The sequence below is a fragment of the Pseudomonas sp. SMN11 genome, from assembly GCF_052041945.1.
In the GTDB taxonomy this organism is placed as follows: Bacteria; Pseudomonadota; Gammaproteobacteria; order Pseudomonadales; family Pseudomonadaceae; genus Aquipseudomonas.
The window spans coordinates 34,626-57,179 of the sequence record NZ_JBKGGW010000004.1 but is presented as its reverse complement, the minus strand read 5'-3'; the positions used below and the strand labels follow the sequence as shown (position 1 = coordinate 57,179).

The 22,554-nt window shown below is 64.1% G+C and carries 18 protein-coding genes; 6 read left to right on the top strand and 12 right to left on the bottom strand.

Going from position 1 to position 22,554, the window contains the following annotated elements; all coding sequences use genetic code 11:
• Window positions 1–55: 55 nt before the first annotated feature.
• A complete protein-coding gene (gene ilvD, locus ACLEJU_RS05990; protein ID WP_054885517.1) occupies window positions 56–1,897 on the top strand; it encodes a dihydroxy-acid dehydratase in 1,842 nt (613 codons plus the stop codon).
• Between the two features lie 174 nt (window positions 1,898–2,071).
• Here ilvD and ACLEJU_RS05985 read toward each other — a convergent pair whose 3' ends face one another.
• The gene (locus ACLEJU_RS05985) at window positions 2,072–3,127 is read right to left on the bottom strand and encodes a haloacid dehalogenase-like hydrolase (protein ID WP_435422332.1); all 1,056 of its coding nucleotides are present in this window, start codon (window positions 3,125–3,127) and stop codon (window positions 2,072–2,074) included.
• A 242-nt stretch (window positions 3,128–3,369) separates the two neighbouring features.
• Here ACLEJU_RS05985 and ACLEJU_RS05980 point away from each other — a divergent pair, with 242 nt between their 5' ends.
• Window positions 3,370–4,761, top strand: a complete 1,392-nt coding sequence (locus tag ACLEJU_RS05980; RefSeq protein WP_435422331.1) for an L-cystine transporter — start codon at window positions 3,370–3,372, stop codon at window positions 4,759–4,761.
• Between the two features lie 154 nt (window positions 4,762–4,915).
• Here ACLEJU_RS05980 and ACLEJU_RS05975 read toward each other — a convergent pair whose 3' ends face one another.
• Window positions 4,916–5,431 (bottom strand): dihydrofolate reductase, encoded by a 516-nt coding sequence (locus ACLEJU_RS05975; protein WP_435422330.1) that lies wholly within the window; start codon window positions 5,429–5,431, stop codon window positions 4,916–4,918.
• Between the two features lie 54 nt (window positions 5,432–5,485).
• Here ACLEJU_RS05975 and ACLEJU_RS05970 point away from each other — a divergent pair, with 54 nt between their 5' ends.
• On the top strand, window positions 5,486–6,877 hold the full coding sequence (locus tag ACLEJU_RS05970) for a DUF2868 domain-containing protein (protein ID WP_435422329.1): 1,392 nt from the start codon (window positions 5,486–5,488) through the stop codon (window positions 6,875–6,877).
• The gene (locus ACLEJU_RS05965) at window positions 6,870–8,234 is read left to right on the top strand and encodes a GTPase/DUF3482 domain-containing protein (RefSeq protein ID WP_435422328.1); all 1,365 of its coding nucleotides are present in this window, start codon (window positions 6,870–6,872) and stop codon (window positions 8,232–8,234) included. The genes ACLEJU_RS05970 and ACLEJU_RS05965 overlap by 8 nt, the downstream gene beginning before the upstream one ends.
• 102 nt (window positions 8,235–8,336) lie before the next feature.
• Here the strand turns inward: ACLEJU_RS05965 and ACLEJU_RS05960 are convergent, their stop codons facing one another.
• The 6 genes from ACLEJU_RS05960 to ACLEJU_RS05935 form a co-directional block, all read right to left on the bottom strand.
• On the bottom strand, window positions 8,337–8,885 hold the full coding sequence (locus ACLEJU_RS05960) for a phosphonate degradation HD-domain oxygenase (RefSeq protein WP_435422327.1): 549 nt from the start codon (window positions 8,883–8,885) through the stop codon (window positions 8,337–8,339).
• A gap of 23 nt (window positions 8,886–8,908) precedes the next feature.
• Entirely contained in the window at window positions 8,909–9,934 is a 1,026-nt protein-coding gene (locus tag ACLEJU_RS05955) for a putative 2-aminoethylphosphonate ABC transporter substrate-binding protein (RefSeq protein ID WP_435422326.1), read from the bottom strand.
• A 30-nt stretch (window positions 9,935–9,964) separates the two neighbouring features.
• A complete protein-coding gene (locus ACLEJU_RS05950; RefSeq protein WP_435422325.1) occupies window positions 9,965–11,689 on the bottom strand; it encodes a putative 2-aminoethylphosphonate ABC transporter permease subunit in 1,725 nt (574 codons plus the stop codon).
• 1 nt (window position 11,690) lies between these two features.
• Window positions 11,691–12,749, bottom strand: coding sequence for a putative 2-aminoethylphosphonate ABC transporter ATP-binding protein (locus ACLEJU_RS05945; RefSeq protein WP_435422324.1), 1,059 nt, complete (start codon window positions 12,747–12,749; stop codon window positions 11,691–11,693).
• A gap of 241 nt (window positions 12,750–12,990) precedes the next feature.
• Entirely contained in the window at window positions 12,991–13,860 is an 870-nt protein-coding gene (locus tag ACLEJU_RS05940) for a LysR family transcriptional regulator (RefSeq protein WP_435422323.1), read from the bottom strand.
• Between the two features lie 9 nt (window positions 13,861–13,869).
• Window positions 13,870–16,122 carry a heavy metal translocating P-type ATPase gene (locus ACLEJU_RS05935; protein WP_435422322.1) on the bottom strand — a complete coding sequence of 751 codons (2,253 nt, stop codon included), beginning with the start codon at window positions 16,120–16,122 and terminating at the stop codon, window positions 13,870–13,872.
• 83 nt (window positions 16,123–16,205) lie between these two features.
• Between ACLEJU_RS05935 and cadR the strand changes: the two genes are divergently transcribed.
• Complete coding sequence (cadR, locus tag ACLEJU_RS05930) at window positions 16,206–16,649, top strand: cadmium resistance transcriptional regulator CadR (RefSeq protein WP_435422321.1); 444 nt, start codon at window positions 16,206–16,208, stop codon at window positions 16,647–16,649.
• 37 nt (window positions 16,650–16,686) lie between these two features.
• On the opposite strand, the gene ACLEJU_RS05925 is transcribed toward cadR, so the two are convergent.
• The 3 genes from ACLEJU_RS05925 to ACLEJU_RS05915 are packed head-to-tail and all read right to left on the bottom strand — an operon-like array spanning window position 16,687 to window position 19,315.
• Complete coding sequence (locus ACLEJU_RS05925) at window positions 16,687–17,658, bottom strand: thymidylate synthase (protein ID WP_060509960.1); 972 nt, start codon at window positions 17,656–17,658, stop codon at window positions 16,687–16,689.
• 51 nt (window positions 17,659–17,709) lie between these two features.
• A complete protein-coding gene (lgt, locus tag ACLEJU_RS05920) occupies window positions 17,710–18,516 on the bottom strand; it encodes a prolipoprotein diacylglyceryl transferase (protein WP_079230092.1) in 807 nt (268 codons plus the stop codon).
• 16 nt (window positions 18,517–18,532) lie between these two features.
• Window positions 18,533–19,315, bottom strand: coding sequence for a sulfite exporter TauE/SafE family protein (locus ACLEJU_RS05915; protein ID WP_435422320.1), 783 nt, complete (start codon window positions 19,313–19,315; stop codon window positions 18,533–18,535).
• A 129-nt stretch (window positions 19,316–19,444) separates the two neighbouring features.
• On the opposite strand from ACLEJU_RS05915, the gene ACLEJU_RS05910 reads away from it, so the two are divergent.
• On the top strand, window positions 19,445–20,191 hold the full coding sequence (locus ACLEJU_RS05910) for an NRDE family protein (protein ID WP_435422319.1): 747 nt from the start codon (window positions 19,445–19,447) through the stop codon (window positions 20,189–20,191).
• Window positions 20,192–20,254: 63 nt separating this feature from the next.
• On the opposite strand, the gene ptsP is transcribed toward ACLEJU_RS05910, so the two are convergent.
• Window positions 20,255–22,534, bottom strand: coding sequence for a phosphoenolpyruvate--protein phosphotransferase (ptsP, locus tag ACLEJU_RS05905; protein ID WP_435422318.1), 2,280 nt, complete (start codon window positions 22,532–22,534; stop codon window positions 20,255–20,257).
• Window positions 22,535–22,554: the final 20 nt, after the last annotated feature.

The window sequence follows — 22,554 nt, the reverse complement described above, 5'->3', positions numbered from 1 at the left end:
ACAAGAGAAGCTCACTCCCCTTTTTGTGACCTGATTAAGCCGCCAGGAGTGTTTCATGCCTGATTACCGTTCCAAGACTTCCACCCAAGGCCGCAACATGGCCGGCGCCCGCGCCCTGTGGCGTGCCACCGGGATGAAGGACGAAGACTTCAAGAAACCGATCATCGCCATCGCCAACTCGTTCACCCAGTTCGTCCCGGGCCACGTGCACCTGAAGGACCTGGGCCAGCTGGTCGCCCGCGAGATCGAACGCGCCGGTGGCGTGGCCAAGGAATTCAACACCATCGCCGTCGATGACGGCATCGCCATGGGCCACGACGGCATGCTGTACTCGCTGCCGAGCCGCGAGATCATCGCCGACGCCGTCGAGTACATGGTCAACGCCCACTGCGCCGACGCCATCGTGTGCATCTCCAACTGCGACAAGATCACCCCCGGCATGCTGATGGCCGCCCTGCGCCTGAACATCCCGGTGATCTTCGTCTCCGGCGGCCCGATGGAAGCCGGCAAGACCAAGCTGGCCAGCCACGGCCTGGACCTGGTCGACGCCATGGTCATCGCCGCCGACTCCACCGCCAGTGACGAGAAAGTCGCCGAGTACGAGCGCAGCGCCTGCCCGACCTGCGGTTCTTGTTCCGGCATGTTCACCGCCAACTCGATGAACTGCCTGACCGAAGCCCTGGGCCTGGCCCTGCCGGGCAACGGTTCGACCCTGGCCACCCACGCCGACCGCGAGCAGCTGTTCCTCACCGCTGGCCGCACCATCGTCGAGCTGTGCAAGCGCTACTACCAGGAAAACGACGAGTCGGTGCTGCCGCGCAGCATCGCCAACTTCAAGGCGTTCGAGAACGCCATGATGCTCGACATCGCCATGGGCGGTTCGACCAACACCATCCTGCACCTGCTCGCTGCAGCCCAGGAAGGTGAAGTCGAGTTCGACCTGCGCGACATCGATCGCCTGTCGCGCAAGGTGCCGCAGCTGTGCAAGGTGGCGCCGAACATCCAGAAGTACCACATGGAAGACGTTCACCGCGCTGGCGGCATTTTCAGCATCCTCGGCTCGCTGGCCCGTGGCGGCCTGCTGCACACCGACCTGCCGACCGTGCACAGCCGCAGCATGGAAGAAGCCATCGCCAAGTGGGACATCACCCAGACCGATGACGAAGCCGTGCACACCTTCTTCAAGGCAGGCCCGGCCGGCATCCCGACCCAGACCGCGTTCAGCCAGTCGACCCGTTGGGAAACCCTCGACGACGACCGTGAAAACGGCTGCATCCGCAGCTTTGAACACGCTTATTCGCAAGAAGGCGGCCTGGCTGTGCTGTACGGCAACATCGCCCTGGACGGCTGCGTGGTGAAAACCGCTGGCGTCGACGAGTCGATCCACGTGTTCGAAGGCACCGCAAAAATCTTCGAAAGCCAGGACAGCGCCGTGCGCGGCATCCTCGCCGACGAAGTGAAGGCCGGTGATATCGTGATCATTCGTTACGAAGGCCCGAAAGGCGGCCCGGGCATGCAAGAGATGCTCTACCCGACTTCGTACCTGAAGTCCAAGGGCCTGGGCAAGGCCTGCGCCCTGCTCACCGACGGTCGCTTCTCGGGCGGTACCTCGGGCCTGTCGATCGGCCACGCCTCGCCGGAAGCTGCCGCTGGCGGCGCCATCGGCCTGGTGCGCGACGGCGACAAGGTACTGATCGACATCCCCAACCGTTCGATCAACTTGCTGGTCAGCGACGAAGAACTGGCTCACCGCCGCATCGAGCAGGACAAGAAAGGCTGGAAACCTGCTGAAGTCCGCCCACGCAAGGTGACCACCGCGCTGAAGGCCTACGCCCTGCTGGCGACCAGTGCCGACAAAGGTGCTGTGCGTAACAAGGCGATGCTGGAAGGGCTGTGAGGCTCTGACCGTGTGAAAGAGAAACCGGCGCCCTGAGCGCCGGTTTTTTTATGCCTGTACCGGCCCTTTCGCGGGCACGCCCGCTCCCACAGGGATCGCACAATACTGGAAAGCTGTGCAATACCTGTGGGAGCGGGCGTGCCCGCGAAGAGGCCAGTAGAGTTGACACATCAACTACTGAATCTGCTCCGGCGTCACAATTACCCAGTTCTTGTCCGCCGTCACCGGCAACCCTTCCTTGGCCTGCGCCGCCGCGTTCTTCGCGATCATCCCGTTCAGCTGGTCCATGTACTTGGCCTTGCGGTTAATCCACAGGTGGATACCGCCCTTGTCCACATCCACGCCATGGAACTGCATGTAGCCATCGCTGGTTGGCGTATCACCCCCAACCAGCACCGGCTTCTTCCACTCATCGATGTAGGTCAGGATCGCCGCCTGCTTGCCTGCCATCCAGGTGGCTGGGGTCCACAAGTAGGGCGTCAGCTCCAGCCCTTCGTTGGCCTTAGCGTCATACTGCCCGGCGCTGATCTGCTTGCGCGCCGTGGTCAGTTGGCCATTGGTGCGATCCTTGAGCAACAGGCTGACACCAATCACGTTCTGCGGTTTGACGTTGTAGCCGTACTTGGGATCGGAAGCGACCATGCGCACCAGCTCTTCGGACGCCGCCGAAATCACATAGACCTCGATGCCATTCTCCATCAGCTTGTTGTACAGCTCGGCCTGGCCGGTGAAGACCTTTGGCGGCTGCACCTCGATGGCCTTGACCTGGTCGCCTTCGAAATAGGTACTGGGGATCGGCTTGTCCGAGGCCATCAGCTCATCGACCTGAGCCTTGAGTTCCTTGAGGGTGAAGCCGGCAAACACCTGCGCCACCCACGGGTAGCAGACCATGTCGTCGATCTCGCACAGGCGGTAGTAGTAGCTGAACAGGCTTTCATTGTGCTCGGCGGTGTCCTTGAACGGGATCAGCTTGAGCGACGGGTCGAGCTTGTCGCGGGTCAGCAGGCCCTTGTTTTCCATGAACGGCAGCAACGCTTCTTCGAGGTCGTAGCGGTAGCTGGTGTTGTCCATGTCAAAGACTGCGTAGTTACCTTTGTGGGCATTGGCGGTAATCATGGCGTCGAGTTGTTTGGCTGCTTCGATGGGCCAGTGCTTGAGCTCGGTGGCGAAGCTTTCGACACTGAACAGCAGGGACAAACCCAGGGCGAGGGCTTTCGGAGCGAACTTCATGTGCGAATCTCCTGAAATGACCCGGAAAAACTAGTGCAACATTCGCCGATTCCGGCCCCTCACAACGACCTTCACAAAACTGTAAACGTCGCGTGCATTGCTATCCGCGACAACCTGTTATTCCATAAACGACTAAGCAAATTACTTTTGGGTATAAATTCGTTTCTTTTCAGGCTGTTAGCATTTCCGTTCGCAATCGCTCACCAGAGGCGATGCCTCTTCTGCTTTTTCCTGGAGCTTCAATGAACCTGCCGTTGTCCCTCAACCTGCTGGCGTTCCTGGCCCTGCTGCTAGGCCTGGCACAAACCAGCCGCACCGAATGGAGCCTGGCCAAGAAGGTCCTGCTGGGCCTGGCGCTGGGCGTCGCGTTCGGCCTGGCCCTGCACACCATTTATGGCGCCGGCCACCCGGTACTCAAGGCCACCATCGGCTGGCTGGACCTGGTCGGCAACGGCTACGTCGGCCTGCTGCAGATGATCGTCATGCCGCTGATCTTCGCTTCGATCCTTAGCGCCGTGGCCCGCCTGCACAACGCCTCGTCGCTGGGCCGCATCAGCGTGCTGAGCATCGGGACCCTGCTGCTGACCACCGCCATTGCCGCACTGATCGGCATTGTCCTGACCAACCTGTTCGGCCTGAGCGCCGAAGGCCTGGTGGCCGGCGCCCAGGAAAGCGCGCGCATGCAGGTTATCCACAGTGACTACGCAGGCAAGGTTGCCGACCTGAACATCCCGCAGCTGCTGTTGTCGTTCATCCCGAGCAACCCGGTCGGCGACCTGGCCCGGGCCAAGCCGACCTCGATCATCAGCGTGGTGATCTTCGCCGTGTTCGTCGGCCTGGCCGCGCTGCAGCTGATCAAGGACGACGCCGAGAAGGGCGCGCGAGCCCTGTCGGCCATCGATACCCTGCAGGCCTGGGTGATGCGCCTGGTACGCGTGGTGATGAAGCTCACCCCTTACGGCGTACTGGCGCTGATGACCAAGGTGGTGGCCAGCTCGAACCTGGAAGACATCCTCAAGCTCGGCAGCTTCGTGTTGGTGTCGTACCTGGGCCTGGCGCTGATGTTCGTGGTCCACGGCATCATTCTGGCCGCCACTGGCGTGAGCCCGCTGCGCTTCTTCCGCAAGGTCTGGCCCGTTCTGACCTTTGCCTTCACCAGCCGCTCCAGCGCCGCCAGCATCCCGCTGAACATCGAGGCGCAAACCCGCCGCCTGGGCGTGCCGCAGTCGATTGCCAGCTTCAGTGCATCGTTCGGTACCACCATTGGCCAGAACGGCTGCGCCGGCCTCTATCCGGCCATGTTGGCGGTGATGGTGGCGCCTGCGGTGGGTATCGATACCTTCGACCCGCTGTGGATCGCGACCCTGGTGGCGATCGTGACGCTGAGTTCGGCGGGCGTGGCTGGGGTCGGTGGCGGTGCGACCTTCGCTGCACTTATCGTGCTGCCGGCCATGGGCTTGCCGGTCGAGCTGGTGGCACTGCTGATTTCGGTGGAGCCGCTGATCGACATGGGCCGCACGGCGTTGAACGTGAATGGCTCGATGACGGCGGGTGTGGTGACCAGCCAGATGCTGAAAGAGACCGACAAGGACGTGCTGGCCGGTGATGAGCATGCCGAGCTAAGCCACTCCTGATAAATCGCCGGGGGCGCTTTGCGCCCCTATCCGCCCGGTCCGGTGCCCCGGCAAGGCCGCTCCCACAAGGTCCTGCGTACGCCGATCAATGTGGGAGCGGCCTTGCCGGGGCACCGGACCGGTCGGAAAGGGCTGCAAAGCAGCCCCAGCAATCTCAAATCTTGTTCCAAACCTCGAAGTGGTAAGCCGGCTTGCCTTCTTCAGCCTGAGCCTCGCTCGATACCAATTCCCACTCTCCCTGATCAAACTCCGGGAACCAGGCATCCCCTTCCGGCGCCAACTCGACCCGCGTCAGGTACATCCGGCTCACCAGCCCCTTCTCCAGCGCCTGGCCATACAGCTGCGCCCCGCCAATCAGCATCAGCTCGCCAACGCCCTGCTCACGCGCCCACTGCTCGGCCCGCGCCACTGCGTCCTCCAGCGAGGTGAACACCTCGGCCCCGGCCAACTCCAGGCCCGCCTGCCGGCTGACCACAATGTTCAAACGCCCCGGCAACGGCCGACCCAGCGAGTCCCAGGTCTTGCGCCCCATGATGATCGGCTTGCCCAGGGTCGTGGCCTTGAAGTACTTGAAGTCCCCCGGCAGGTGCCAGGGCATGGAATTGTCGATGCCGATCACGCGGTTCTCGGCGTGAGCCGCGATCAGGCTGAGGGGGAGTGATGTATTCATGCCAGCGAGGATAGCACCGGGCGTGTGGGTTATGCTTCTGCCCTGAACCACGCAATGGAAGACCTTGTGACTGCACCGACTCCACTGGACAAGCGCTGGCTCACCGAAGCGGTACGCCTGCGCGAGGAACACGCCGGCCTTCTGGACGATCAGGAGGCCAACCGCCATGCCCGCCAGCAAGGCGGCGACCTGGCAGCGCGAATCGAAACCCGCGCACTCTTCCTCGCCGAACGCGACGGCATCACCTCAGCCCTGCGCCACTGGAAGCAGGGCGCCCGCCTGGCGTTGCTGGCTTTGATGCTACTGGCCGTTTTCAGCGGCGCAGGCTTGGCCTTCGCCGCCTTGGGCGACGGACAGCGCCCAGTCAACGTGTTCTGGGCCCTGGGCAGCCTGCTCGGGCTGAACCTGCTGCTGTTGCTGGGCTGGGCCGTGGGCTTCGCCTTGAGCGGCGAGCACGGCGCCAGCCTCGGTCGCCTGTGGTTGTGGCTGAGTGAGCGCTTCGCCCGTGACGCCAAGGCCGCCCACCTGGCGCCAGCACTGCTGGTGCTGCTGCAACGCCAACGCCTGAATCGCTGGCTGCTCGGCGTGCTGGTGCACGGCCTGTGGCTACTGGCGATGGTCGCCGCCCTGAGCATGCTGCTGACGTTGCTGGCAACACGCCGTTACGGCTTTGTCTGGGAAACCACGCTGCTGGCTGCCGACCCGTTCATCCACCTCACCCAGGCCCTCGGCGCCCTACCCTCGCTGCTCGGTTTCGCCGTGCCGGACGAAGCGATGATCCGCGCCAGTGGCGATACCTTCCCCGCCCTGGATGCCGCTCGCCAGGCCTGGGCCAGCTGGCTGCTCGGTGTGGTGCTGGTGTACGGCCTGCTGCCGCGCCTGCTGCTGGCCGGGCTGTGCCTGTGGCGCTGGCGCCAGGGCCGTGCCCAACTGGCGCTGGACCTCAGCCTGCCCGGCTACGCGCAATTGCGCGATACACTGATGCCGCGCAGCGAACGCATCGGCGTACAGGACGCCGCTCCCGATGCCCTGCCGCAGTTTCAGGCCGGCCAGCTGGAAAGCGGCAGCAGCGGTGCCTTGCTGGTAGGCCTCGAACTCGACGACCAACGCCCCTGGCCGCCCGCCCTGCCCAAGGCGGTAACCGACGCCGGTGTGCTCGACAGCCGCGAATCGCGCAACAAGCTGCTCGAACAGCTCAGCCGTTTCCCTCCGGCACGCCTGGCCATCGCCTGCGACCCACGCCGCTCACCCGACCGTGGCAGCCTGGCGTTGCTCGCGGAGCTGGCACGCAATGCCGGCGCCACCCGCATCTGGTTGCTTCAGGCTGCACCCGGCCAGGCCCTTGACGCCGAACGCCTGGGCGACTGGCACGACGCCCTCGACCGCCTCGGCCTGCCCCACGCCGACACATCGCCCCTGACCTGGCTGGAGCACGGCCATGACTGAGCCGCTAAAACTGGCCGTGGTCGGCCACACCAACGTCGGCAAGACTTCGCTGCTGCGCACGCTCACTCGCGACGTCGGCTTCGGCGAGGTATCGCACCGCCCCAGCACCACCCGCCATGTCGAGGGCGCGCGGCTGTCGGTGGATGGCGAACCGCTGCTTGAGCTCTACGACACCCCGGGCCTGGAAGACGCCATCGCCCTGCTCGATTACCTCGAGCGCCTCGAACGCCCCGGCGAACGCCTGGACGGCCCGGCCCGCCTCGAACGCTTCCTGCAGGGCAGCGAGGCACGCCAGCGCTTCGAGCAGGAAGCCAAGGTGCTGCGCCAGTTGCTGGCAAGCAATGCCGGCTTATATGTGATCGACGCCCGCGAGCCGGTGCTGGCCAAGTACCGCGACGAACTGGAAGTACTGGCCAGCTGCGGCAAGCCGCTGCTGCCGGTGCTCAACTTCGTCGCCAGCAGCCAGCACCGCGAGCCGGAATGGCGTGAAGCCCTTGCCCGGCTTGGGCTTCACGCATTGGTGCGGTTCGATAGCGTTGCGCCGCCAGAGGATGGTGAACGCCGCCTCTACGAAAGCCTCGCACTGCTGCTGGAGGACGCCCGGCCCGCCCTGCAACGGCTGATCGACGACCAGCAAGCCCAGCGGCTGGCGCGTCAGCACAGCGGCAAGCGGCTGATCGCCGAACTGTTGCTCGACTGTGCCGCCTGCCGGCGCAGTGTCGAGGCCGAGCCGGCAGCTGAAGCCCGGGCTATCGAGGCCTTGCGCCAGGATGTACGCCAGCGCGAGCAGCGTTGCGTGGAGGCAATGCTCAAGCTGTATGCCTTCCGCCCTGAGGATGCCAATGCCGGTGATTTGCCGTTGCTGGATGGGCGCTGGGGCGATGACCTGTTCAATCCCGAAACTCTGAAGTTGTTGGGTGTGCGCCTGGGCAGCGGCGTTGCGGCCGGGGCAGCAGCGGGTGCCAGCGTTGACTTGTTGGTTGGGGGGCTGACACTAGGAGCCGCGGCGCTCGCGGGCGCGATTGCCGGTGGCGCGCTGCAGACGGCGCGCAACTATGGGTCGCGGCTGATGGGCAAGCTGAAGGGCCAGCGCGAACTGACGGTGGACGACACAGTGCTGCGGCTGCTGGCGTTGCGTCAGCAGCAGTTGATGGTGGCGCTGGAAGGCCGGGGGCATGCGGCACAGGACAGCATTCGCTTGGGCGAGCTGGATGAGAAGGCCTGGCGTGAGGGGAGGCTGCCGGAGGCCTTGAGCAAGGCGCGGGCGCATCCGCAGTGGTCGACGCTCAACCCTGGGGCGAAGCTCAATCAGGCTGAGCGGCAGGAACAGTTGGAGGCATTGGTTTCACAGATCTGACTCAGCAGGTCTGGCCTCTTTGCGGGACAAGCCCGCTCCTACAGAGAACATGTTCCCCTATAGGAGCGGGTTTACCCGCGAAGAGGCCGGTACAGGCGTTAATCAGAGCAATGCCAATGCCTTGTCCTTCAGCACCACCAGATCCATCACCGGCACCCCGACCTCCTTGGCCATCTCGTCCCATTCGCGCATCCGCAAGCTCACCTTGAACAGCGGATCCCGCTCGAACGCATCTGCCTCGACCACGCTCATCACGCCACCCTGGTATTCAAGTGTCCGCCGGCTTGCCTCGCTCAACCGGTCGTAATACCCCGGCTGGCGCAAGGTCAGGTAACGCTTGGCCTCCACGTGATACTGCACCAGCCGCGCCATGCGCTCGCCAAAGCCGCAGCGGCGCAGGTACTCGGCACCAATGCGCTCATGGCTGACCACGCCATAGCCCCCCATGCTGGCTTCGCCGCCGCACAGGTGGCCAATGTCGTGGAAGAACGCCGCCAGCACCACTTCATCGTCGTAACCTTCAGCCATGGCCTGCTGCGCAGCCTGGGACATGTGTTCGAGCTGGTTGATGGCTTCGCCGATGTAGTCGTCGCTGCCATGCTGCTCATACAAGTTGAAAAGCTTGTCGATGGTCTGGGCTGGCGTAAGCATTGGCTTCACTCCTGGGCTTTTTCTTATTGTTGCGCCACTTTCTCCGACTTGCCGTCATAGCGCTTGCGCCATTCAGTGAGGATCTCGTCGCGGTTCTTCGAGGCCCAGGCAAAGTCGTTGTTGATCAGGCGCTGTTCATAGTCGGCTGGCAGCTCGGTCTGCGGCTTGGCAATGCCTGGCGCGGCCAGTACGGCAAAGTTGTCCTTGTACAGCTCCATGGCGGCAGGGCTTGCCGAGAAATCAGCCAGGCGCTTGGCCGCGTCAGCCTTCGGCGAGCCCTTGATCACGGCGGTCGCCTCGATCTCCCAGCCCAGGCCTTCCTTCGGCAGCACGATATCCAGCGGCGCGCCCTGGCGCTTGAGCTGCACGGCCGGATACTCGAACGAGATACCGATCGGGAACTCGCCCGCCGCCGCCAGCTTGCACGGCTTGGAGCCGGAGTGCACGTACTGGCCGATGTTCTGGTGCAGGGCGTCCATGTAGGCCCAGCCCTGTGGCTCGCCGAAGGTCTGCAGCCAGGCGCTGACGTCGAGGAAGCCGGTGCCGGAGGAAGCCGGGTTAGGCATGACGATCTTGCCTTTGTATTCCGGCTTGGTCAGGTCCTGCCAGCTCACCGGTTTGCTCAGGCCCTGTTTCTCGGCTTCGACGGTATTGAAGCAGATGGTCGCGGCCCACACGTCCATGCCGACCCAGGCGGGCGGGTTGGCCGCATCGCGGTAGTTCGCGGAGATCTTGCCCAGGTCTTTCGGCGCGTAGGCTTCGAGCATGCCGTTTTGGTCGAGGATTGCCAGGCTGGAAGCGGCAAGGCCCCAGACCGCGTCCGCTTGCGGGCGGTCTTTCTCGGCCAGCAGCTTGGCGGTGATGATGCCAGTGGAGTCACGCACCCATTTGATTTCGATGTCCGGGTTGGCCTTTTCGAAGGCCTGCTTGTAGCTCTTGAGCTGCTCGGCTTCCAGGGCGGTGTAGACGGTCAACTGGGTGGCTGCGGCCGAAGCCTGCAGGCTGAAGACGGCGGATACGGCAGCGGCAAGTGCAAGGGGCTTGAACATGATGCGTTTCCTATCAGTGTGGGCAGTCGGTCAAGGCCTAAGCGCGCGCTGGCGCCAGGCCTGGGAGCGGCGCAGCAGGCCGCGGGAAGCACCAGCCAGCAGCAGGGAAGCAGCAGCGCTGGTCAGCAGAATCAGGGTCGACATGGCGGCGGCGCCGCCGACGTTGCCGGCATCATCCATGTTCAACACGGCGACGGCGGCGAGGATGGTGTCGGGGCTGTAGAGGAAGATCGCTGCCGACACGGTAGTCATCGCCGAGACGAACAGGTAGCGGATGATGTCCAGCAGCGCCGGCAGGCACATCGGCACGGTGACCCGCACGAAGTGCTTGTAGAGCGGCGCCTTGAGCGACAGCGCGGCAGCCTCGAACTCGCCGTCGAGCTGGCGCAGTGCGGTGGCGGCCGTCATCTGCGCGGTGGTCAGGTAGTGGGCGATGGTGCACAGCACCAGCAGCGCCATGCCGCCATAGAACACGTGCAGCGGGTTGCCGTTGAGGTTGAAGAAGAACACGTAACCCAGGCCAAGTACCAACCCAGGCACCGCCATGGGGATGAAGCTGAGCAGGCGCAGGGCCTGGTTGAGCAGGCGCTGGCCCTGGGTTTTCTCCATCAGGTAGGCGCCGCTGAAGATCACCAGGCTGCCGATCAGTGCGGTGCACAGGGCCATGGTCACGCTGTTGCGATAGGCCAGCCAACCGCCTCCGGCAGTGTCGTCGAACATGTAGTGCTTGAACGACAGGGTCAGGTTGTATGGCCAGAAGGTCACCAGCGACGAGTACACCGCCATGCCGATCACCACCAGCAGTGCCGCGAAGACCAGCAGCACGATGGCCAGGAAGCAGGCATCACGGCAGCGCGACGGCTTGGGCTCGAACACCTGGGCACGACCGCTCATGGCTTCGCCCTGGCGCCGGCGCAACCAGGCATCGACGCCGAAGCTGAGCAGCGCTGGCAGCAGCAGGACCATGCCGATCAACGCGCCACGGCCGAACTGCTGCTGGCCAACCACCGCCTTGTAGGCTTCCAGCGCCAGCACCTGATAGTCGCCGCCGACCACCACCGGCACACCGAAGTCGGTGATGGTCAGGGTGAACACCAGGCAGAACGCAGCGAACACCGCCTGACGCGTGGCTGGCCAGGTGATGCTGCAGAATGCCCGCCACGGCCCGGCGCCCATGCTCGACGCCGCATCGAACAGCCGGGCGTCGGCCAGTGACAGGGCCGAGAGCAGGATCATCAGCGCATGGGGGAAGGTGTAGATGGCCTCGCCGAGGACAATGCCCCAGAAGCCGTAGATGTTGTCGCTGATCAGGCCGCGCAGCAGGCCCTGGTTTCCGAACAGGTAGACCAGGGCAATCGCCGGCAACATCGACGGCGCCAGCAGCGGCAGCAGCGAAATGCCGCGCCACAGGCCCTTGGCCGGGATCAGCGTGCGCTGCAGGGCATAGGCGTACAGGTAGGCCAGCGGCACCACGATCGCCGCTACGGTGAAAGCCACCGACAGACTGTTGCCGAGCAACCAGTGGAAGTTTTCGCTGGCGAACAGTTCGCGGGCGGCCAGTAGGCCACCGCCTTGGCCGGCTTCACCGCTGAAGCCTTTCCAGAAAATGGCCAGCAGCGGCATCACCACGGCCAGCAGCAGAAGGACTAGCAGCAGGCTCTTGCCACCGATGACGAACAGGCGGTCACCCAGAGCGACCTCGCCGCGTCGCGCATCCTTGGCTTGGGTCAATGGCAGGGACATTGGCGCGACCATCTCAGGCAAACACCTGCAGGCTTTGCGGTGGCAAGGCCACCCAGATATCCTGCGAGCCCAGGCGCGGCATGGCTTCCGGCGCCAGTTCGGCGAGCAGCGCATGGCCCGGCAGGGCCTTGAGTTCGAAGCTCATGCGGCAGCGGTTGCCGAGGAAGGTGATTTCGCGGACCTTGGCCGGGAACAGGTTTTCCTCATGCACCACCGGGTTCACGGTGATTGCTTCTGGGCGGCAGAACAGCCGGCCACTGCGGGCGGAACCTGCGTTGGTCGCCAGGCGCATGCTCATGGCGCCGACCTGGGCGTGGCTCTCACTACTGCGCTGGAACGGCAGCCAGTTGCCCTGGCCGACGAACTCGGCGACGAACGGCGTGGCCGGCTGGTCGTAGATCTCCTGTGGGGTCGCGTACTGCTCGACCTGGCCGTTGTTCATCACCGCGATGCGGTCGGCCATGAGCATGGCTTCGTCCTGGTTGTGGGTGACCATCAACGTCGTGATGCCCAGCTGGCGCTGCAACTGGCGCAGTTCAGTGCACAGATGCTCACGTACCCGGGCATCCAGTGCCGACATCGGTTCGTCGAGCAGCAGCAGCGAAGGTGATGGCGCCAGCGCTCGGGCCAGGGCCACACGTTGCTGCTGGCCACCGGAAAGCTGGCCTGGATACTTTTTCTCGCTGCCGCTCAGGCCGACCAGCTCAAGCATTTCTGCCACACGCTGACGGCTCTGGTCGCGACTGTTGCCGGTCAGGCCGTAGGCGATGTTGGCTTCGACGGTCAGGTTGGGGAACAGCGCGTAGGACTGGAACAGGATGCCGTAGTCCCGGGCCTGGGGTGGCAGTTCGGAGATGTCGCGCTCACCGATGTACAGCGCCCCGCGGTCCTGCCGTTCGAGGCCGGCGATACAGCGCAGCAGGGTGGTCTTGCCGCAACCGGACGGTCCGAGCAGGCAGACCAGCTCGCCAGCAGCGATGTCCAGGGACACTTCGTTGAGCGCCGTGAAGGCACCGAAACGCTTGTGGATACCGCGCACTTTCATCTGTGCGCCCGGGGTGGCGTGGTTCATGGCAAGGCCTCATCGAACAAGTGAGGCCATGCTAGGAAGGCTGTGCGAAGGTTCTGTGGCTTTTGGGCAAAAGCCGGTGATAGTGGTATAGGCAGATTTTGTAATGGCCGGACATGCCGGTGCACGACCTGTAGGAGCGGCCTTGTGTCGCGAAAGGGCCGCAGAGCGGCCCCAGCAATATCTGCCTAACTGCAGAAATCCTGGGGTTGCTGCGCGACCCTTTCGCGACACAAGGCCGCTCCTACAAGTGCGAGCCCAGCACTTCCTGCGCCACGCCGAGGAAGGTCGCTGGCAACCTGGCCTGGCGCCGCTCCTTCAGGCAATACAGGTATTCATGCATCACCGGCGCATTCTCCAGCGCCAGCACCCGCAGTTCCGGGTTGTGCGGCACCTCGTGCCGGGCAATCACGCTGATGCCGATATTGCGCAGCACCGCCTCGCGGATCGACTCGCGGCTGCCGATCTCCAGCAACGCCCCGGCCTTGACCCCGGCATCCAGCATCATCTGCTCGGTCAGCTTGCGCGTGGTCGAGCCCTTCTCGCGCATCAGCAGGCAATGCCCCGCCACCCCCTCGATGGATACCGCCTGCCGATGGGCCAACGGATGATTGCGGTGCACCGCCACCACCAGCGGATCGGTGCCCAGCACCCTTCGCACCAGCCGCGCATCCTCCACCAGCTGTGACGAGGCTGCGATGTCCACCCGGTAATCCTCGAGCATCTCCAGCACCTGCTGCGAATTGCCGATCTCCACCGTCACCTCGACCTGGGGCAGGCGTTCGCGGAAAATCTTCACCAGGTCGAGGATGTAGTAAGGCGCGGTGGCAGCAATGCGCAGGCTGCCCTGGGCCTGACCGCTGTTGCGCAGCTCGAACTCGATGTCGGCCTCCTGCTGCAGCAGCGCCTTGACCATCGGCAGCAGGCGCACGCCCTCTTCGCTCAGCACCAGACGCCGGCCTCCGCGGTAGAACAGCTCCACCGCATAATGGCTTTCCAGGTTGCGGATCTGCGTGGTCACCGTCGGCTGGCTGAGCCCGAGCTTCTTCGCCGCCAGGGTGATGCTGCCCAGGCGGGCCACCATGTAGAAGGCTTTGAGTTCGGCACTCAGCATTGCAGGACCTCATTTGCGCAGCAGGCGCAGACCGTTGAACACCACCAGCAGGCTCACGCCCATGTCGGCGAACACCGCCATCCACATGGTGGCCAGGCCGGCAAAGGTGATCGCCAGGAAAATCGCCTTGATGCCCAGCGCCAGAACGATGTTCTGCGTCAGGATCGCCGCACTTTGGCGCGACAGCCTGACGAACGCCGGGATTTTGCGCAAGTCGTCGTCCATCAGCGCCACGTCGGCGGTTTCGATCGCCGTGTCGGTACCCGCCGCTGCCATGGCGAAGCCAATTTCGGCACGGGCCAGGGCTGGCGCATCGTTGATGCCATCGCCCACCATGCCGACCCGGTGCCCTTCGGCGTACAACTGCTCGATGCTGTGCAGCTTGTCGGACGGCAGCAGGTTGCCCTCGGCACGGTCGATACCCACCTGGGCGGCGATGGCCTGGGCAGTGTGCGGATTATCGCCAGTCAGCATGACGGTCTTGATGCCCAGCGCGTGCAGTTCGGCGATGGCCTGGCGGCTGCTGTCCTTGACCGTGTCGGCCACGGCGAACAGTGCCAACGGCCCGGAACGGTCGAGCAGCAGGACTACGGTCTTGCCCTGGCGCTCCAGCGTATCCAGTTGGGCTTCCAGCGCCGGCGAGCAAAGGCCCAGCTCCTCGACCAACCGGTGGTTGCCCAGGTGGTAGGTTTCGCCGTCGATATCACCACGCACGCCGCGGCCGGCCAGGGCGGCGAATTCGCTGACCTCGCTCAGCGGCAGGTTCTGCGCCTTGGCGAACTGGGCGATGGCGCCCGACACCGGGTGATCGGAACGGTCGGCCAGGCTCGCCGCCAATGCCTGGGCACGCCCCTCGAACAGGGGTTCAAGTACCTTGGCATCGGTTTGCACCGGTTTGCCGTGGGTGATGGTGCCGGTCTTGTCCAGGGCCAGGAAGTCCAGCTTGCGACCGCCTTCCAGGTAGACCCCGCCCTTGATCAGGATGCCCTTGCGCGCCGCTGCGGCCAGGCCACTGACGATGGTCACCGGGGTAGAAATGACCAGCGCACACGGGCAAGCCACCACCAGCAGTACCAGCGCGCGGTACACCCAGTCGAACCAGGCGCCGGCCATGAACAGTGGCGGGATCACTGCCACTGCCAGGGCCACGGCGAACACCACCGGGGTGTAGATGCGCGAGAACTGGTCGACGAAACGCTGGGTAGGCGCACGCGCACCCTGTGCCTCTTCGACAGCCTTGATGATGCGCGCCAGGGTTGACTGCCCTGCGGCCGCCGTCACCCGGTACTCCAGGGCGCCGGCCTGGTTGATGGTACCGGCGAACAGCTTGTCGCCCGCGGCCTTTTCCACAGGCAGGCTTTCGCCGGTGATCGGCGCCTGATCGACACTGGATTGCCCGCTGAGCACTTTGCCATCCAGACCGATGCGTTCGCCCGGTCGCACCCGCACCATGGCACCGATAGCCACCTCACGCACCTCTACCTCGCGCCACTGGCCATCGGCCTGCTGCACCGTGGCCATGTCCGGGGCCAGCTGCATCAGCCCGCCAATGGCATTGCGCGCCCGGTCCAGCGAGCGCGCCTCGATCAGCTCGGCGACGGTGAACAGCACCATGACCATGGCCGCTTCCGGCCACTGGCCAATCAGCACGGCGCCGGTCACGGCGATGCTCATCAGCGCATTGATGTTGAGGTTGCGGTTCTTCAGGGCGATCCAGCCCTTCTTGTAGGTGCCCAGGCCACAGCCGAGGATTGCCGCCAGCGCGAGCGCGGCAACCAGCCATTCCGGGGCGAGGCTGGCGAAATGCACGACTTCTGCGGCGATTGCGGCAATCCCCGACAGCGCCAGCGGCCACCAGCGGCTCTTGTGCGGCTGCGCTGCAGGGGTGCTGCCGTCGTCTTCAGCGGTCAGCGGCTCGGCCTTCATCCCCAGGCTGTCGATGGCGCGCTCGATCTCGCCGGTACCGCTCAAGGTATGGCGCACACCGAGCACGCGATTGATCAGGTTGAATTCGAGCTGCTCGATGCCCGCCAGCTTGCCCAGCTTGTCCTGGATCAGGGTCTGCTCGGTGGGGCAGTCCATGGCGTCGATGCGAAAACGGCTGAGCTGCGCATGGCTGCTGGCCTTCTCGCTCAGTTGCACCAAAGCAGGCGCGGCGCTGGCGCCACAGCAGGTGTGGGCGTGAGCGGCATGGCCATGGTCTTCTTCGCCATGGGCATGATCGTGTGGATGCTTGTGTTCGTGGCTGACAGGCTGGTTCATGGGGTCATCCTTAAATTGAGCCTGTTGCCAAGTGAACACCCTGTAGCCACTATAGGGTCAAGCCACTTGTTAGAGATTTCGCCATGAAGATCGGAGAACTGGCCAAAGCCACCGACTGCGCCGTGGAAACCATCCGCTATTACGAGCGTGAACAATTGCTGCCGGAGCCGGCGCGTACCGAGGGCAACTACCGGCAGTACACCCAGGCCCATGTCGAGCGGCTGACCTTTATCCGCAACTGCCGAACGCTGGACATGACCCTGGACGAGATCCGGAGCCTGCTAAGCCTGCGAGACAGCCCCGATAATTCGTGCGGCAGCGTCAATGCGCTGATCGACGAGCATATCGAGCATGTGCAGGCGCGGATCGATGGTTTGGTGGCGTTGCAGGAGCAGCTGGTGGAGCTGCGGCGACGCTGCAATGCGCAGGGGGCGGAATGCGCGATCTTGCAGCAGCTGGAGACGAACGGGGCAGTATCGGTGCCGGATACCGAGCATTCGCATGTGGGGCGTAGCCACGGGCATTGAGATTGCTGGGGCTTTTCAGCCCCGGCAATCCAGAGAATTACACCGCCATCGGCGCCGTCATCGGCGCATGATGCTCATACCCTTCCAGGCTGAAGTCGCTAGGCTCGATCTTCTCCAGCCACTCCGGCTCGTACTTGCCGGTCTTGGCAAACTCCGGCACGCGGTCACTGATCACCAGCTTCGGCGCTTCCAGCGGCTCGCGCTTGAGCTGCTCGTTGAGCATGTCCAGGTGGTTCTCATACACATGGGCATCGCCGATGAAGTAGGTGAACCAGCGCGGGGTGTAACCGGTCAGTCGGCCGAACAGCGACAGCAGCGCCGCGCCTTCGGTGAGGTTGAACGGCGTGCCCAGGCCCAGGTCGTTGGAGCGGATGTAGAGGGTCAGGGAAATTTCCTTGGTCTCGACATTCGGGTGGAACTGGTACAGCAGGTGGCACGGCGGCAGGGCCATTTCGTCGAGCTGGGCGCAGTTCCAGCCGTGGAACAGGATGCGCCGGCTGCCCGGGTCGTTGGCGATGGTGTCCAGGCACTGGCGCACCTGGTCGATGGCCTTGTACAGGATGACGAACGCCACACCGTCCTCTTCGTCCTGGGCGATGCGACGGAAGCCCGCCTGCTCGGCCATTTCGATGGCTGCCGGGTTGCTTAGCGGGATGCGCTTGTAACCCGGCCACTGGCGCCATTGCACGCCGTAGATCTCGCCGAGGTCGTCATGCCCCTGGCGGAACGGGTTGGCCAGCCACTGGGCGTTCTCGTTGGCGTTCTGGTCCCAGACCTTGCAGCCCAGCTCGCGGAACTCACCGGCGTTCTTCACGCCACGCAGGAAGCCGACCATCTCGCCGATTGCCGACTTGAACGCCAGCTTGCGCGTGGTGATGGCCGGGAAGCCTTTTTGCAGGTCGAAACGCAGCATGGCGCCCGGCAGGCTGATGGTGCGGATGCCGGTGCGGTTGCCCTGCAGCGTGCCGTTCTCGATGACGTCGCGGACCAGGTCCAGATACTGTTTCATGGCTTACCTGTAACAAGAACGGCAGGGGGATCACCCCTGCCGTGGGAATAATCAGGCGGGTTTCGCCGTGGGTTTGCGATTATAAGCCCACCAGATCAGGCCAAGGCCAGCCAGGATCATCGGCACGCAGAGAATCTGACCCATGGTCAGCCAGCCCCAGGCGATATAGCCGAGCTGCGCGTCAGGCACACGGACGAACTCCACGATGAAGCGGAAGATGCCGTAGAACAGCGCAAACATGCCGGAAACCGCCATGGTTGGCCGCGGCTTGCGCGAGAACAGCCAGAGGATGACGAACAGCGCCACGCCTTCCAGGGCGAACTGGTACAGCTGCGACGGGTGGCGCGGCAGCTGGGCCGGGTCGCTGAACGGCGGGAAGATCATCGCCCATGGCACATCGGTAGGTTTGCCCCACAGCTCGGCGTTGATGAAGTTGCCGATACGCCCGGCGCCCAGACCGATCGGCACCAGCGGCGCGACGAAGTCCATCAGCTCGAAGAACGACTTGTTGTTGCGCTTGCCAAACCACAGCGCGGCCAGCATCACGCCGATGAAGCCGCCGTGGAACGACATGCCGCCCTTCCACACCTCGAAGATCAGCGTCGGGTTGGCCAGGTAGGCGTGCAGGTCGTAGAACAGCACATAGCCCAGGCGCCCGCCGACGATCACCCCCATCGACAACCAGAACACCAGGTCGGAGAGCTTCTCGCGGGTCCAGGTCGGGTCGAAGCGGTTGAGCCGGCGCGAGGCCAACAGCCAGGCACCGCCGATGCCGACCAGATACATCAGGCCGTACCAGTGGATTTTCAGTGGCCCAAGGGCTACGGCCACGGGGTCTATCTGCGGGTAAGGCAGCATGGAACTTCCTCTCGATTCAAATCAGAAAGCTGAGGCCGACGCAGAACAGCAAGGCTGCGAACAGGCGTTTCAACAGGCGTGGCGACAGCTTGTGCGCCAGACGCGCGCCAAAGCGCGCGAAAAACATGCTGGTCACGGCAATGCCGACCAGCGCCGGCAGGTAGACGAAACCAATGCTGTGGGGCGGCAAGTGTTCCTCGTGCCAGCCCAGCAACATGAAGCTCAGGGCACTGGCCAGGGCAATCGGCAAGCCGCAGGCCGAGGACGTCGCCACGGCCTTTTGCATCGGCAGGCCGCGCCAGGTCAGGAACGGCACGGTCAGCGAGCCGCCGCCGATGCCGAAGATCGCCGACGCCCAGCCAATCACCCCGCCAGCGCCGATCAAGGCCGGTTTGCCCGGGATGCCATGGCTGGCCTTGGGCTTGAGGTCCAGGGCCATCTGCGCGGCGATGATCAGGGCAAACACGCCGATGATTTTCTGCAGCTGCGGGCCCTGGATCAGCGAGGCGGTCTTGGCGCCGATACCGGCGCCAATGAGGATACCGAGGGTCATCCAGGCAAAGATCGGCCATTGCACCGCGCCCTTGCGATGGTGCTCGAGCACGGCGTTGATCGAGGTGAAGACGATGGTCGCCAGTGAGGTGCCGACTGCCAGGTGAGTCAGCACCGACGCGTCGAAGCCCTGCAAGGTGAAGCTGAACACCAGCACCGGCACGATGATGATGCCGCCACCCACGCCGAACAGCCCGGCCAGCACGCCGGCGCAGGCGCCCAACAGCAGATAGAGCACGAATTCCATTCGTCTTCCCCGAGAAAACAATCCGGCATGGTAACGGAAGCCGGGCACGTGGCTCTAGTGAACTCTGTGACAGGATGGATCGACACCTGTGCAGTGGGTACAGTGGGCAAAAACACAGAGGCCCAACCTATGTGCCTGATCGTATTTGCCTGGCGGCCAGGGCATGCCCTGCCGCTGATCCTCGCGGCCAACCGTGACGAGTTCTATGCCCGCCCGACCCAGGCCCTGGCAGCCTGGGAAGATGCGCCTGGGGTACATGCCGGGCGCGATCTTGAAGCCGGCGGCACCTGGCTGGGCGTCGGCCCGCAGGGGCGCTTCGCGGCGCTGACCAATATTCGCGACCCAAGGCAGGTGCTGGGGCCACGCTCGCGGGGCGAGCTGGTGGCGGCGTATTTGCAGGGTGAACTGGGTGTGGAGACCTACCTCGACCAGGTCGCCAGCCGCAGTGGACAGTATTCGGGGTTCAATCTGCTCGTGGGTGATGGCCACCAGCTGGGCTACTTGCATGCCCGGGACGTGGCGCCACGTTTGCTGGAGGCCGGCGTGTACGGGCTATCCAATGCCGGGCTGGATACGCCGTGGCCGAAGCTGGTGAAAGCACGCTCAGGGTTGCAAGGGCTACTGGACACGGCCGATCCACAGCGATTGCTGGCGTTGTTGGCGGATAACGAGCAGGCGGCCGACGGTGAGCTACCGGAGACTGGCGTGGGGGTGGCGACCGAGAAGTTGCTGTCGAGCGTGTTTATTGCCAGCCAGAACTATGGCACTCGGGCAAGTACCGTGCTGATTGTTGATGATCAGGGCAGAAGGCGGCTGGTTGAGCGTAGTTTCGGGCCCTTTGGCGGGCATCTGGGGGAAGTCAGCCTGGAAGTGTGATGTTGAATTCACCGGTCTCTTCCCGGCATACCCGCGAAGAGGCCGGTACAGGCACCCTCAAATTCAGAGGGTTTTATTGGCCCCAGGCCCGATCATCCGCGCCAGGCCAAGGTTTTTCAGGGCCAGCTGCAGCGAGCTGTGGATAACTTGCGGGTTGTCATGGCTCAAGGCTTCGACCAGCAACTCCTTGGCCTTGCTCATGTTCACCTGGCGCAGCATCCACTTCACTTTCGGCAGGTTGGTGGCGTTCATCGACAGGCTGTCGAAGCCCATGGCCATCAACAGGATCGCCGCTGCCGGGTCACCGGCCATCTCGCCGCAGATACTCACCGGCTTGCCTTCGCCATGGGCGTCACGCACCACGGTATTGAGTGCCTGCAGCACCGCCGGGTGCAGGTAGTCGTAAAGATCGGCGACCCGCGGGTTGTTGCGGTCCACCGCCAACAGATACTGGGTCAGGTCGTTGGAACCGACCGAGAGGAAGTCTACCTGGCGCGCCAGCTCCTTGGTCTGGTACACCGCCGCAGGGATTTCCACCATCACACCCACCGGCGGCATCGGCACGTCGGTGCCTTCGTCGCGCACCTCGCCCCAGGCACGGTGGATGAGGTGCAGCGCCTCTTCCAATTCGTGAATGCCGGAAATCATCGGCAGCAGGATGCGCAGGTTGTTCAGGCCCTCGCTGGCCTTGAGCATGGCGCGGGTCTGCACCAGGAAGATTTCCGGGTGATCGAGGGTGACGCGAATGCCGCGCCAGCCGAGGAACGGGTTTTCTTCCTTGATCGGGAAGTACGACAGCGCCTTGTCACCACCAATGTCGAGAGTACGCATGGTCACCGGTAGCGGGTGGAAAGCCGCCAGCTGCTCGCGGTAGATCGCCAGCTGCTCTTTCTCGCTTGGGAAGCGCTGGTTGATCATGAACGGTACTTCGGTGCGGTACAGGCCGACGCCTTCGGCGCCACGCTGCTGGGCACGGGCCACATCGGCAAGCAGGCCGGTGTTGACCCACAGCGGCATGCGGTGGCCATCGGGGGTGACGCACGGCAGTTCGCGCAGGGCGTCGAGGCCCTGGGCCAGCTGGCGTTCCTCTTCGACCACGTCGCTGTACTGCTTGCGCAGTACCTCGCTGGGGTTGGTGAACACCTCGCCCTTGTAGCCGTCGACGATCATTTCGATGCCATCGACCTTGGAGTACGGCAGATCGACCAGGCCCATCACCGTCGGGATACCCATGGCCCGGGCGAGGATGGCGACGTGAGAGTTGCCCGACCCCAGCACCGAGACCAGGCCAACCAGCTTGCCTTCCGGCACTTCGCCGAGCATCGCCGGGGTCAGCTCTTCACTGACCAGGATGGTGTTGTCGGCATACACCAGCGACTGCGAGCGGGCTTCCTGCAGGTAAGCCAGCAGACGCCGGCCAAGGTCTTTCACATCCGAGGCGCGCTCGCGCAGGTAGTCGTCGTCCATCAGCTCGAAGCGGTTGACGTGCTCGCCAACCACCTGGCGCAACGCGCCCTGGGCCCATTGGCCGGTCTTGATGACCTCGACCACCTCGCCGCCGAGGGCAGCGTCTTCGAGCATCATCAAGTACACGTCGAACAGTGCGCGCTCTTCCGGACGCAGCTGGGTCGCCAGCTTGGCTGACAGCTTGCGCATGTCGGCGCGTACGCCTTCAAGTGCGTTGTTGAAGAGTTTCAGTTCGGCGTCGATGTCATCGACGGCTTTGTCCGGCACCACTTCCAGATCGGCCGGTGGCAGCATGACCACGGCACGCCCGACAGCGGCGCCTGGCGAGCCCGGCACGCCGACGAAACGTGCCTCCTGGATGCCTTTGCCCTGGCGGCCCAAGCCCCGGATCGAACCAGTGGCTTCGGCGTGGGCGATAACCCCGGCGAGCTGCGCACTCATGGTCACGAGGAAGGCTTCTTCACCTTCATCAAACTGGCGGCGTTCCTTCTGCTGGATGACCAGTACACCCACCACACGGCGGTGGTGGATGATCGGCGCACCGAGGAAGGAGGCGAATTTCTCTTCGCCGGTTTCGGCGAAGTAGCGATAACGCGGGTGATCGGCGGCGTTTTCCAGGTTCAGCGGTTCTTCCCGGGTACCGACCAGGCCAACCAGGCCTTCGTTGGGGGCCATGCTGACCTTGCCGATGGAGCGCTTGTTCAGGCCTTCGGAAGCCATCAGCACGAAGCGATTGGTTTCCGGGTCGAGCAAGTACACCGAGCAGACCTGGCTGCCCATGGCCTCCTTGACGCGCAAGACAATGATCCCCAACGCCGTCTTGAGATCTTTGGCGGAGTTCACTTCCTGAACGATCTTGCGCAGCGTATTGAGCATGGCTCGGGGTCGAACTCCGT